The organism is Paraburkholderia sp., assembly GCF_028283785.1.
Taxonomy (GTDB): Bacteria; Pseudomonadota; Gammaproteobacteria; order Burkholderiales; family Burkholderiaceae; genus Paraburkholderia.
Genome location: NZ_JAPWKB010000005.1, coordinates 375,705 through 387,812 on the forward strand (window position 1 = coordinate 375,705; position 12,108 = coordinate 387,812).

At 64.7% G+C, this 12,108-nt stretch carries 10 protein-coding genes; 5 read left to right on the plus strand and 5 right to left on the minus strand.

Annotated features, from left to right (window positions below; genetic code table 11):
• Position 1: 1 nt before the first annotated feature.
• The gene (gene mntP, locus PW947_RS05715; RefSeq protein WP_299630095.1) at positions 2-571 is read left to right on the plus strand and encodes a manganese efflux pump MntP; all 570 of its coding nucleotides are present in this window, start codon (positions 2-4) and stop codon (positions 569-571) included.
• A 21-nt stretch (positions 572-592) separates the two neighbouring features.
• Here mntP and PW947_RS05720 read toward each other — a convergent pair whose 3' ends face one another.
• Together PW947_RS05720 and PW947_RS05725 are read right to left on the minus strand one after the other, a co-directional pair.
• Positions 593-1,453 (minus strand): pirin family protein, encoded by an 861-nt coding sequence (locus tag PW947_RS05720; protein ID WP_299630096.1) that lies wholly within the window; start codon positions 1,451-1,453, stop codon positions 593-595.
• Between the two features lie 144 nt (positions 1,454-1,597).
• Entirely contained in the window at positions 1,598-3,193 is a 1,596-nt protein-coding gene (locus tag PW947_RS05725; protein WP_299630097.1) for a gamma-glutamyltransferase, read from the minus strand.
• Between the two features lie 24 nt (positions 3,194-3,217).
• Between PW947_RS05725 and PW947_RS05730 the strand changes: the two genes are divergently transcribed.
• From PW947_RS05730 to PW947_RS05745, 4 genes are all read left to right on the plus strand, one after another.
• Entirely contained in the window at positions 3,218-3,391 is a 174-nt protein-coding gene (locus PW947_RS05730) for a hypothetical protein (protein ID WP_299630098.1), read from the plus strand.
• An 85-nt stretch (positions 3,392-3,476) separates the two neighbouring features.
• Positions 3,477-4,832 carry a DUF3100 domain-containing protein gene (locus PW947_RS05735; RefSeq protein ID WP_299630099.1) on the plus strand — a complete coding sequence of 452 codons (1,356 nt, stop codon included), beginning with the start codon at positions 3,477-3,479 and terminating at the stop codon, positions 4,830-4,832.
• Positions 4,833-4,840: 8 nt separating this feature from the next.
• A complete protein-coding gene (gene ggt, locus PW947_RS05740; protein WP_299630100.1) occupies positions 4,841-6,556 on the plus strand; it encodes a gamma-glutamyltransferase in 1,716 nt (571 codons plus the stop codon).
• Between the two features lie 54 nt (positions 6,557-6,610).
• Positions 6,611-7,867 carry an aspartate aminotransferase family protein gene (locus PW947_RS05745; protein ID WP_299630101.1) on the plus strand — a complete coding sequence of 419 codons (1,257 nt, stop codon included), beginning with the start codon at positions 6,611-6,613 and terminating at the stop codon, positions 7,865-7,867.
• Positions 7,868-7,969: 102 nt separating this feature from the next.
• Here PW947_RS05745 and argE read toward each other — a convergent pair whose 3' ends face one another.
• From argE to PW947_RS05760, 3 genes are read right to left on the minus strand one after another with little or no spacing between them, the layout of a single operon-like run.
• Positions 7,970-9,178: an acetylornithine deacetylase gene (gene argE, locus PW947_RS05750; protein WP_299630102.1), complete on the minus strand. Its 1,209-nt coding sequence runs from the start codon at positions 9,176-9,178 to the stop codon at positions 7,970-7,972.
• A gap of 21 nt (positions 9,179-9,199) precedes the next feature.
• Positions 9,200-10,543 (minus strand): DUF3100 domain-containing protein, encoded by a 1,344-nt coding sequence (locus PW947_RS05755; protein WP_299630103.1) that lies wholly within the window; start codon positions 10,541-10,543, stop codon positions 9,200-9,202.
• A gap of 54 nt (positions 10,544-10,597) precedes the next feature.
• The gene (locus PW947_RS05760) at positions 10,598-12,106 is read right to left on the minus strand and encodes an aldehyde dehydrogenase family protein (RefSeq protein ID WP_299630104.1); all 1,509 of its coding nucleotides are present in this window, start codon (positions 12,104-12,106) and stop codon (positions 10,598-10,600) included.
• Between the last annotated feature and the right edge of the window lie 2 nt (positions 12,107-12,108).

The following is a 12,108-nucleotide window of genomic DNA, read 5'->3' on the forward strand; positions in this document are numbered from 1 at the left end:
CATGAATATCCTCACTACCGCTTTCCTCGCTTTCGCGATGTCCACGGATGCCTTTGCAGCCGCAATCGGCAAAGGCGCTACGTTGAATCGTCCGCACTGGCGCGAGGCCGTCAGAACCGGACTCATCTTCGGTGTCATCGAGGCGATCACGCCGCTCATCGGCTGGTTTCTCGGCAAGGCCGCCGCGCAATACGTCACCGCGTGGGACCACTGGATCGCGTTCGGCCTGCTGTCCGTACTCGGCGGCCGGATGCTGATCAACAGCCTCACCGCATCGAAGGCCGAAGAAAAACCGCAGACAAGTCATTCGTTCTGGGTGCTGGCGCTCACCGGTTTCGCGACGAGCATCGATGCGATGGCGGTCGGTGCGGGTCTCGCTTTCGTCGATGTGGATATTTTTTCGACCGCCGCCGCAATCGGCATGGCCACGATGATCATGGTCACACTCGGCGTGATGCTCGGCCGCGTGATCGGTCACGTGGCGGGCAAGCGCGCGGAGTTCGTCGGTGGGCTCGTGCTGATCGGCATCGGATGCACGATCCTCGCCGAACATCTTCAACTCTTCCGATAATCCGCGCACCCGGCGACGCGTCTACTCCGGCGCCACGTTGAATTTTCCCGCATGGAAATCGACGACCGCCTGATTCAGTTCCACTTGCGTGTTCATCACGAACGGACCGCGCGCGGCGATCGGTTCGTGAATCGGATCGGCATGACCGAACAGAACGACCGACGCTTCGTCGGCGTTCAGTTCGAGCGTATCGCCGTCGTCGTGAAGCTCCGCGAGTTGCCACTGCGCGACTTGCGCGCCACCGATCGAAATCCCGCCACGCACCACATACAGAAACACCACGCGTCCGTTCAAGCCGTCGAACTGCACGCGGTCGCCCGCAGGAATCCGCACGACCGACATCAACGCGTTCGTCAACGATTCGACCGGGCCACCCACCCCTTGCCACTCGCCGGCAATCAGTTGAACTTGCGCGCCCGAACCGGCCGCATCGACGACTGGCAATTCAGGCGCCTGAAGTCCGATATAACGCGGCTTCGTCATCTTCAGCTTTGCAGGCAGGTTCAGCCACAGTTGCAGAATTTCGAGCGCGCCGCCGCGCTCCATAAACGACTTCGGCGACAGCTCCGCATGAATCAGGCCGCTGCCGGCCGTCATCCACTGCATGCCGCCCGCATCGATCACGCTCTCATGGCCGCCGGTATCCGAATGCGCGAGACTGCCTTCGAGCACGAAGGTCACGGTCTCGAATCCGCGATGCGGATGCGGGCCGAACGGCAAGCCGTGGTTGCGCGGCGGATACACCTGCGGACCATGATGGTTGAGGAACAGAAACGGATTCAGGTCGGGCAACGCCGGACCGGGCAGCGGTCGCCGGGTGACGAGGTCCGCGATGTCGTCGCGATAGGCGCGATGAACGGTCTTGAGCGTGCGGTGTGTCATAGAGGTATGGGGAAACGTTGAGGTGGCGCCGGTGCAATGCCGCACATTCTGACAAAGAAGCACGATTGTCGCATCGGATCGCGCAGGATCGTTTCCGCTTTCAGATCGCCGGAATGGCGTGTCAACCGGCCACGGCGCGCCCCGTTACGCCGCGCCCAGCGCGATCGACCAAGGCGACAGTGCATCGCTGACGCCTCGGGCGAGCGGCTCGCGCGCGTCGATGATAGCCGGGCGCGCGAAGTTGATCGGCAGCACATCGTGATCGACGATTTCCGTTGCGCCGACCGCTCGCAGCGCGTCGATTACGGCGGCGTCCAACCGACGGTCGGCGCTCACCAGATCCGGACCCGACACGTCGATTCGCGGCCAGTGCGCGGCATCCTCGACGTCCATTCCGAAGTCGTGCACGAACATCAGCAGTTGCGCGACCGCCGCCATGATGCGGCGGCCGCCCGCGCCGCCCGCCACGATCACCGGCCGTCCGTTGCGCACGACGATCGCCGGGCACATGTTGGTCAGCGGACGTTTGCCGCCGCCGATCGAGTTCGCCTGCCCCGGTCGCGGATCGAACCACAGCACGCCGTTGTTCATCACGAAGCCGGTGCCGGGCAAGGTCGCCCGGCTGCCCATCGACGATAACAACGTGGTCGTCATCGACACCATCGATCCATCGCGGTCGCAGACGTTGATATGCGACGTGCATCCCTGCTCCTTCGGTTCGGCGTCGCCCGCGGTGTCGAGGCGCTGACGGTAGGCGGCCGTCATCGCGCGGGCAATCCCGGCATACCAGCCGGCCGACGGTTCGCCGCTGCCGCCCGGCGGCGGAACAGTGTCGTCCAGCCGCGAAAACACGTCGGCGAGCGTCGGGCCGGCGTTCAATCCCGACGACACCTGAATCCGGCTGCCGCGCCATTCGACCGACAGGCAATCCGCGAACTCGGGGCGATACCGTTTCATCTCGTCGGCGCCGATCACGCCGCCCATCTCGCGGATATCGCGCACCACGCTGTCGGCGATCTCGCCGTGATAGAAGTCGCGCCAGCCGGCCGTCGCCAGTTGCTCCAGCGTCTGCGCGAGCCGGCCGGTCGGCAGGAATCCCGGCACGCCCTGATACGGCGGAACCGGCGGCAGGCCGTCGCGCAGGAAAACCCGGCTGCTGGTGTCGTACCGGCGAAGCACCGGCGCGGCCTGCGCAAGCATCAGCGTCGTGAACCAGTCGAGCGCGAGCCCACGGCGCGCCAGCGCAATCGCGGGCGCCATCACCTCGCGCAACGGCATCGTGCCCCATCGTTCGAGCATCGAACCGTAACCGGCCACGGCCGTCGGCAGACAGAACGAGAGCGGCCCGTGCGCATTCGCGTCGCCTTCGACCTGAGGCCACGGAAACAGATCGCTGCCCGGCCGCCCCGTCAGCGGAAAAAACGCCGGCGACATCGCCGACGGCGCGACCGGCCCGAAATGCACCGAATGCGCGCGCGCGTCACCCCGCTCGCCACGGTTGTGGACCAGCGCAAAGCCGATGCCGCCGAGGCCCGAATTCCACGGCTCGACCGCCGCCAGCGCGAAGGCCGTCGCGACCGCCGCATCGACCGCATTGCCGCCCGCTTCGAGAATCGCGACGCCCGCCGCCGACGCGTCGTGCGCCTGCGACGTGACGATACCCGCAGACGATTCCACGGCGGGTTTTCTGACCGTCCAGTGATGAACGGGATACGCAGCTGGAACGAACGTGTGGGTCATGTGAGGCGTCGAGGTCAGCGCAGCATGGATGAAGTTCACCGGTTACCGACAAGCATGCCGCAGACAAAGAAAGCCAACATCGAAAGCTTCGACGACATCGTTCTGAAAATTAGCAGGGTCTGGCGGGACGGCGTGCGTTCTAAAAAATCGAACAACATTCAAATTGAAACGGTGCCCTTACTGTTTTTGGCGGTTTGAAACTCGTCTCAACCTCTGTATGGCGTCGCGAACCGTTACATGGGTCATCCATCAACCTGCAGTCCAACTCGAGCGAGCTGAGACCATGAACACCAGGGCAATTGATTTGACACCCATCCGGACGGATATCGGCGGCTACGTGAAGCTGTACGCACTCGCGCTCGCCATCGTCGTGATCGCCAGTTTTATCGGACCGTTTTCGTTCAAGGTCGGCCCCGGACAGGTCGTGTTGCTGCCGATGGTCTGGGCCATCCTGATGGGCGCGGCGCTGGGTCTCGCCAGCAAACGCCTGCCGTCCGCGCTGAAGCTCGACACGGCGTTGCAGTTCAAGTCGTCGGCGATCCTGCAAGCCGGTCTGCTGCTGTTCACGGCCAAACTGGGGCTGATGGTCGGTAACTCGCTGCCGGAAATCGGCCGTGCGGGCTGGTCGCTGGCGTTCCAGGAACTGGGGCATTTCGTCGGCACGATCCTGCTCGGGATGCCGCTCGCGCTGCTGCTGGGCATCAAGCGCGAGGCGATCGGCGCGACGTTTTCGGTGGGTCGCGAACCGAGTCTCGCCATCATCGGCGAGCGCTACGGGATGGACTCGCCCGAAGGACGCGGCGTGCTCGCCGAATATCTGACCGGCACGATTTTCGGTGCGGTGTTTATCGCGATTTTCGCGGGCTTCGTCACGAGCCTGCATATCTTCGACCCGATCGCGCTCGCGATGGGCTCGGGCGTCGGCTCCGGCAGCATCATGGCGGCTGCAGCGGGCGCCGTCGCCGCCCAGCAGACGCCGGAAGTGGCGAAGTCGGTGGCGACCTTCGCGGCCGCCAGCAACCTGATTACGTCGACGGTGGGCACGTATTTCACGCTGTTTATTTCGCTGCCGCTCGCGGTGTGGGGCTATCGTGTTCTCGAACCGGTTCTGGGCCGCCGCTTCGCCGCCGCACGCGAAGCCGCTGTCAACGAATCGGCTGCGATGAACGCCGGCACGGCCCATGCGCCGGCCGAAACCGAAACCGAGCTGTCGAGCGCCGCGCGCTGGTTCGCGTGGATCGCGGTGGCCGTGCTGTCGCTGGTCAGCAACCTGATTCTCTACAAGACCCCGATCGCCGACGCACTGCCCGGCACGATCATCATGGTCGCGTGCGTGGTGGTGGGCCATTACATCACCCGTCTGATGAAGAGCGTCGTTCCCGCCGTCTGCATCATCTCGCTGGTCGCCATGTTCCTGACCTCGCCGTGGTGTCCGCTGGCACCGACGATCGTCGCGTTGAGCGGCAAGATCAACTTCCTCGCCGCCGTCCCGCCGATGCTGACGTTCGCCGGTCTTTCCATTGCCAAGGACGTGCCGGCGTTCCGCCGTCTCGGCTGGCGCATCATCGTCGTGTCGCTGGTCGCGAATGCCGGCACCTTCCTCGGTGCGTCCGCCATTGCCCAACTGTTCCACCACTGATCGATAACATGACGTTCAATCCTCGTATCGTTTCACCTCACGGCCAGCGCGGCGACTGCTTCGACACGGTCCGGATGGGCGCGCGCGCCGCCGTCGTCAGCAATCATCCGGTCGCCACGTCGGTCGGCATCACGATCCTGGCCAACGGCGGCAATGCGGTGGATGCGGCGGTCGCCGTCGGTTTTGCGATCGGCGTGGCCGAACCGAACGGCTCGGGCATCGGCGGCGACGGCTACCTGATGGTCCACCACGCCGCGAGCCGCAGCGTCCATGTGGTGAACGGCACGGGCGCGTCGCCGCTCGCGGCTCGTCCCGAACACGGTCTCGACCGCTTCGGGATCCGTTCGGCGTCGGTGCCGGGGATGGTCGATGCGATGCTCGAAGCGCATGCACGCTGGGGCCGTCTGTCGCTGATGGACTGCATTGCGCCTGCGATCGCGCTGTGTCTCGACGGCGTGCCGGTCAGCTATTTCCAGGCGGACATGACGCGTAAATACGACCGGCTTCATTCGGACCCGGAAGCCGCGAAAATTTTCGCGCCCAACGGCCATCCGCTGAAGGCGGGCGCGATCCGCCGGAATGCGGACCTCGCGCAGACCTATCGGCAAATCGCCACGCACGGCCGCGACTACTTCTACAACGGGCCGGTCGCCGACGCGATCGACCGGTTCTCCGCTGCAGCGAACGGTCTGCTGCGACGCGAAGACATGGCGCGTCACCGGGTGCGCGTCGAAGCGCCGATCACGACGACCTATCGCGGCAAGCACGTGTACGAGGCGGGCCCCAACTCCAGCGGGCATCTTCTGCTTCAGCAACTGAGCATGCTCGAACAGTTCGATATCGGCGCGATGGATTATCTTTCGCCGGAAGCCGTTCATCTGATGGTCGAGGCCAAGCGGCTCGCGTATATCGACCGCGAAGCGTTCCTGTCCGACCCGGACGACACCGATATCCCGCTCGCCGGTTTGCTGTCGAAGTCGTACGCCGCAGAACGCGCCGCGCTGATCCGCCCCGACGCGGCGGCGGCGTCCGTTGCGCCGGGCGACCCGTGGCAACACGACGCGTCGTCGGCGGCGGCCCGTCAGGCGCCGTCTTCGTTCAAGGTGCTCAATGCCCGCGAGGACACCACGCACTTTTGCGTGGTGGATTCGGACGGCAACGCGGTCAGCCAGTTGCAGAGCCTGAACATGATGTTCGGCTCGCAGGCCGTCGTGCCCGGCACCGGCATCATCCTGAACAACCGGATGACTTACTGGCATCTCGATCCGTCTCATCCGAACTACCTGCGCCCCGGCGCCCGCACCCGTCACACGATGAACCCCGTCATGGTGTTCGACGATCGCGCGGAGTCGGGCGGGCCGCTTCGCTGGGTGCTCGGCACGCCGGGCGGCGACACGCAGGTGCAGACCAACTTCCAGGTGATTTCGGCGCTGGTCGATCACGGGCTGAACGAAGCGGAAGCCGCGCAGGCGCCGCGCTGGTGTCACGAACAGGACGGCACTTACTCCAACCATCCGCATGCGGTCGATGAGCAACTGACCATCGAACAGCGATACGGCGACACGTCGCTGGTGGAAGGACTCGCCGCGCGCGGTCACGACGTCGAAGGGATCGGCGCGTGGAAAGCACGCGGCAGTCTCGCGATCATCGGCGTGGACCCGGAGTCGGGTGCGCGGCTGGCGGCCGTGGACCTGCGCCGCGACGGCCAGGCGCAGGCGATGTAGGCCGCGACACACGCGGGACACCGTCTCCCGCTTTCGAACCCAGTCGACGTCACCATGACCCGCTCCAAATCTGTAACGCGCGCCACGTTCGACGACGTGATGGTGCCCGTCTATGCGCCCGCGCCCTTCGTTCCGGTACGCGCCGAAGGATCGCGCGTGTGGGACAGCGAAGATCGCGAGTACATCGATCTGGCGGGCGGGATCGCCGTCACGGCGCTGGGTCACGGACATCCGGACGTGATCGCGGCCTTGACGGAACAGGCCGCACGGCTCTGCCACATCAGCAATGTCTACACGAACCAACCCGCGCTGCGACTCGCGCGACGCCTGACGGACGCGACGTTCGCCGAGCGGGTTTTCTTCGCGAACTCCGGCGCCGAAGCCAACGAGGCCGCGCTCAAACTCGCGCGCAAGGTCGCCACCGACCGTCACGGCCTGAGCACCGATAAAGTCGATATCGTCTCGTTCAACCAGTCGTTCCACGGACGAACCCTATTCACCGTGAGCGTCGGCGGACAGCCCGACTATGCCGAAGGCTTCGGTCCACTGCCGGGCGGCATCACGCACATCCCGTTCAACGACCTCGACGCAGCGGCCAGCACGATCGGCCCGCGCACCTGCGCGGTGATCGTCGAACCGGTGCAAGGCGAAGGCGGCGTCAGACCCGCGAACCCGGCGTTTCTGCGGACGCTGCGCCACTTGTGCGACCAGCACGATGCGTTGCTCATCTTCGACGAAGTGCAAACCGGCGTCGGGCGGTCCGGCTCGCTGTACGCGTACATGGAGTACGGGGTGACGCCCGATATCCTGACCACCGCGAAATCGCTCGGAAACGGCTTTCCCATCGCAGCGATGCTGACCACCGAACCGTTGGCCCGGCACTTCTCGCCGGGCACGCACGGCTCGACGTATGGCGGCAATCCGCTCGCGGCGGCCGTCGCGGACAAGGTGCTGGAACGGGTGACCACGCGCGGCGTGCTGAACGGCGTTCGCGAGCGCGCCGATCATTGCCTCGCCGCGCTTCGCGCGATCAACGGCCGTTACGGTATCTTCAAGGAACTGCGCGGAATGGGACTGCTGATCGGCGCGGAACTGAGCGAGCCCTACGCCGGACGCGCAAAAGATTTCGTGGCCGCCGCGCTCGAACAGCGCGTGATGCTGCTCAACGCGGGCACGAACGTGCTGCGTCTGACACCGTCGCTGATCGTGCCGTTCGCGGATCTCGACGAAGGTTTCCGCCGCTTCGAACTCGCCGTCGATACGATCGTCGCGGCGGGCGTGCCACGCCGCAAAGGCGAAGCCGTGGTTTGAACGCGCGGACATATCCAGGAGAGCCTGGTCGCGTGCGAATCCGTCCAGACAAAAAAAGCGCCCGTATCGGGCGCTTTTGCGTTGAAGCCATGTTCAGGCGGTTTATGCCGCGTCGCTCGACACGCTGACGATCAGCTTTTGCAGGAACCGCTCGCACGCGGCAAGTTGTTCCAGCTCGACGAACTCGTTGGGCTTGTGCGCCTGCTCGATGTTGCCCGGCCCACACACGATGCTCGGAATCCCCGCCGTCTGAAACAGACCTGCTTCGGTTGCGTACGCGACCTTTCGGGTTGCGGTGTCGCGTTGCAATGCACGCACCAGACCATTGATGGCGGCCTGCTCGGCGACGTCGAGTGCCGGCGCCGTCGAGATGGTTTCGAACGTGATGTCCGCTTCTTCGCGTGTCACGCGCATCTGCGGGACGAGTTCGTTCTGCGCGTAGTGACGGATTTCATCGTAGATGGCCTGCGCGTTCACACCCGGCAGATTGCGGAATTCAAACTCGAACTCGCAATTCGCGGGCACCGTGTTGACCGCAATGCCACCGCGAATCGTGCCGGTTTGCGCCGTAGTGAACGGCACGTCGAACGCGTCGTCGAACGGTCCTTTCGCGCGGAACCGTTCGGCCAGCGTCTGGATATGACAGATGAGCCGCGCCGCGTATTCGATCGCATTGACGCCTTTCGGCGTCAGCGACGAATGCGCCGCGTGACCATTCACGCAGCATCGATACGCGTTGATGCCTTTGTGCGCGACCACGACCCGCATGCTGCTCGGCTCGCCGACGATGCAACCGTCGAGCCGGATGCCGCGTTTCTTCAGATCCGCCAGCATGACCGGCGCGCCCGCGCAGCCGATTTCTTCGTCGTAGGACAGCGCGAAATGAAGCGGACTCTTCAGCGCGGCGCCGCGCATGGTCGGCACGAGACCCAGCGCCACGCCGATAAAGCCCTTCATGTCGCATGCACCGCGCCCATAGAGCTTGCCGTCCTTGACGACCGGCGAGAACGGATCGGTGTCCCATTGCTGACCGTCGACGGGCACGACATCGGTGTGACCGGACAGAACCACACCGCCGTCGGTCTCACCGTTCGCGTCCGGCACGGTCGCGAACAGATTCGCTTTTTTGCCGCTTGCGTCGTAGGTCAGCGTGGTGACGAGGCCGTTCGCATCGCAATAGTCGCGGACGGTTTCGATCAGACCCAGATTCGAATTCCGGCTGGTCGTATCCATCTTCATCAACGTCTCGACCCAGTTCATGCCGGTGGCCGAGACGTCGGGTTCAGCGTGGCGCTGCGTGTTGGATTTCATAGTGCGGTGTATCGCTGACAATCAGATGTGGAACAGTTGGGCGACTATGCTCGCGCCCAGAAAGGTGCCCGCGTTCGCGACGAACGACACCAGCACGATGCGCCAGCCGAGCTTGCGGAACGCCGGAATATCCTTGGCGATCGACAGGCCGGCAAACGTGAGCATCGGTGTGGTCACGCCGAGAAAATCGTTTTGCGAGCTGAAGGCCGCGATCTGCGTGGCCCACGGGCAAAGCGGCGAAGTCAGGAACATCGCGACGATCGACACCCAGCACACCGCCGGGATTTTCCGGCCGGTCGCGGTGGCGAGCGCATCGCCCGCAACGGTCGCCAGCACCATGATCAGCATGCCGGGCAACGCAGCGACGGGACTCGTGCCGTGCGTGATCCAGTCGCAGACCAGCGCGAACACCGCCGTCATGCCCCACGCCAGCAGCTTGCCGCGATAGCTCAATTCCGGCGCGGCGGTTTCGACGTCGCCGAGTTTCGGCCGTGCTTCCTCGACTGCGCTCGTCGCCTCCGACGCGCGCGTGTTCCGGCCGATCAGCGGTTCGAGCAGCCGGTAACCCCAGACGGCCATCGGCAGCGAAATAAACAGCGTGAAGTAGGTGCCGACCGTGGTCGTGATCAGATTGCTCGCGGCGGCAAACGTCATCACGGTCTTCGCGACTTCCGGCGACTGCTGCGCAGCGATCGCACCCGACGCCGCCGCCATCATCGACCCAGAACCCACACCGGAACCCATCGCGAGCGCCAGCGGATCGAAGATATTCAGACTCGCGACGAAGCCGGCGAAGATCGCGATAAACACCGCGCCGAACACCGTGCCCGTCAGATACTCGGCCAGCACGCCGCGCCCTTCGGCGGAGTCCATGCCGTACTTTTCACCGATGATCGCAAGGCTCGGTTCCCGGCCGACCGAGAACGTCGCGCCGATCGCTTCCCGCTTGATGCCGAGCAGCAGCGCGAGCGGCAAGCCGAGCAGGATCGTGCCGACGAAGTGACCGAGTTCCTGAAACGCCAGCGCCCAACCGGCGGCTGCGAGCTTCGGCAACGCGCCGCCGACCATCAGTCCGAGCTTGGCGACGAACAGCAGCAGCGCGGGTTGCAGGATCGCGGCTGCGAGAAACTGGGTCTTGACGTCGAGACGCGCAACGCCGCCCCAACGATCGCTGGCGAGGCCCAGCGCCGCGCCCATCAGCAGCGCCCAGATCATCGGCAGCAACACAACTTTGCCAGGTCCGATCCTGAAAGCGAATGAACCGATGAATTCGGCAATCAGCAGGATGATTGCCGCATAGAAAAACAGCTTGACGCTTCTCAGCGTACTGTCGCCCCCGCGTTCCGCGTATAACGTGCCTTGCATTTCCCGTCTCCAGACTTGCCCTCGCCGGCGACATGCGGCGAGGGCATTAAAACGTCAAAGGTACCCGAAAGCGGTCGCGGGGTCCTTAGCCGTTTCAACCCACACGCTTTTCGTCTGTGTGTATTCGTACAGCGCCTCGACCCCGCTCGACCGGCCGTAGCCGCTCAACCCGTAGCCGCCGAACGGCGAAGCGACGTTGATCGTCTTGTAGCCGTTGACCCAGAACGTGCCCGCATTGATCTGCGCAGCGACGCGATGCGCGCGGCCGACATCGTTGGTCCAGACCGCGCCGGCAAGGCCGAATTCGGTGTCGTTCGCGATGGCGATGGCTTCTTCCTCGGTGTCGAACGGAATCGCGGCGACCACCGGTCCGAAAATCTCGGTACGCGCGACGTCCATCTCGTTCGTCACGTTCGCGAGCACGGTCGGCGATACGAAATAGCCGCCGTCGGCGCGCTCGGCCGATCCTGCCGCGAGCGTCGCGCCCGCCGCGACACCGCTCGCGATCATCTTCATCACGTGCTCGTACTGCGCGCGATTGTTGATCGGACCGACTTCGGTCGCGTCGTCGGTCGGCAAACCGACCTTGATCTTCTTCGCACCCGACGCGACCATCGCGACGAATTCGTCATACACCGAGCGCTGGACCAGCAGTCGCGAACCCGCGACGCAACTTTGTCCCGCACCGGCGAAGATCGCGGCCTGCGCGGTCAACGCGGCACGCTTGAGATCGGCGTCGCCGAAAATGATGTTGGCCGACTTGCCGCCCAGTTCCAGCACGCACGGCAATACCCGCTTCGCCGCCGCTTCGGCGATCCGCACGCCCGTTGCAGGCGAGCCGACGAACACGACCTTCTTGACGACCTTGTGCGCAATCGCTGCCTGAGCGACGGTGTGACCGAAGCCGGCCAGCACGTTGATCAAGCCCTTCGGCGCACCGGCGCGTTCGGCCAGCATCCCGACTACCAGCGACGTGAACGGCGTCAGTTCGGACGGCTTCAGCAACACCGCATTGCCCATCGAAATAGCGGGCGCCAGTTGCCATCCGCAGGTGAACACCGGCGCGTTCCACGGCGTGATCTGCAGCACCGTTCCTGCCGGCTCGCGACGCGTGTAATTCAGATGCGAGGTCGGAACCGGAATCACCTCGCCGTAAAATTTGTCCGTCCAGCCGCCGTAGTACTCGAACATCTCGGCGACCTTGGCGACTTCGCCACGGCAATCGCGAATCGGTTTGCCCGATCCGAGCGACTCCAGCTTCGCCAGGTTCTCGGTGTCCTTGCGCAACTCGCGGGCAATCTCGAACATCACCCGGCCGCGCGCCGCGTGGGTCAGCGCCCACCACTGCTTTTGCGCGCGCTGTGCCGCGTCCGCCGCGAGTTCGACGACCGCCGCGCCGCCATCCTTGTACGCGAGGCTCGGCTTGCCCGTGGCGGCGTCGTACAACTGGATCGGCTCACCCGTGCCTTCGACCAGCTCACCGCCGACATACGAACCGATCGTTTTGGCGTTCGGGAAAAAATGCGCGAATGCGGCCAACAGCGTGTCTGCGTGGTTATCCATTG

Excerpts from the sequence above, each read along its gene's own strand:
- mntP (WP_299630095.1), top strand. The coding sequence starts at position 2 with ATGAATATCCTCACTACCGCTTTCCTCGCTTTCGCGATGTCCACGGAT.
- PW947_RS05755 (WP_299630103.1), bottom strand. The coding sequence starts at position 10,543 with ATGCAAGGCACGTTATACGCGGAACGCGGGGGCGACAGTACGCTGAGA.
- PW947_RS05720 (WP_299630096.1), bottom strand. The coding sequence starts at position 1,453 with ATGACACACCGCACGCTCAAGACCGTTCATCGCGCCTATCGCGACGAC.
- PW947_RS05760 (WP_299630104.1), bottom strand. The coding sequence starts at position 12,106 with ATGGATAACCACGCAGACACGCTGTTGGCCGCATTCGCGCATTTTTTC.
- PW947_RS05745 (WP_299630101.1), top strand. The coding sequence starts at position 6,611 with ATGACCCGCTCCAAATCTGTAACGCGCGCCACGTTCGACGACGTGATG.
- PW947_RS05735 (WP_299630099.1), top strand. The coding sequence starts at position 3,477 with ATGAACACCAGGGCAATTGATTTGACACCCATCCGGACGGATATCGGC.
- argE (WP_299630102.1), bottom strand. The coding sequence starts at position 9,178 with ATGAAATCCAACACGCAGCGCCACGCTGAACCCGACGTCTCGGCCACC.
- PW947_RS05725 (WP_299630097.1), bottom strand. The coding sequence starts at position 3,193 with ATGACCCACACGTTCGTTCCAGCTGCGTATCCCGTTCATCACTGGACG.
- PW947_RS05730 (WP_299630098.1), top strand. The coding sequence starts at position 3,218 with ATGGATGAAGTTCACCGGTTACCGACAAGCATGCCGCAGACAAAGAAA.
- ggt (WP_299630100.1), top strand. The coding sequence starts at position 4,841 with ATGACGTTCAATCCTCGTATCGTTTCACCTCACGGCCAGCGCGGCGAC.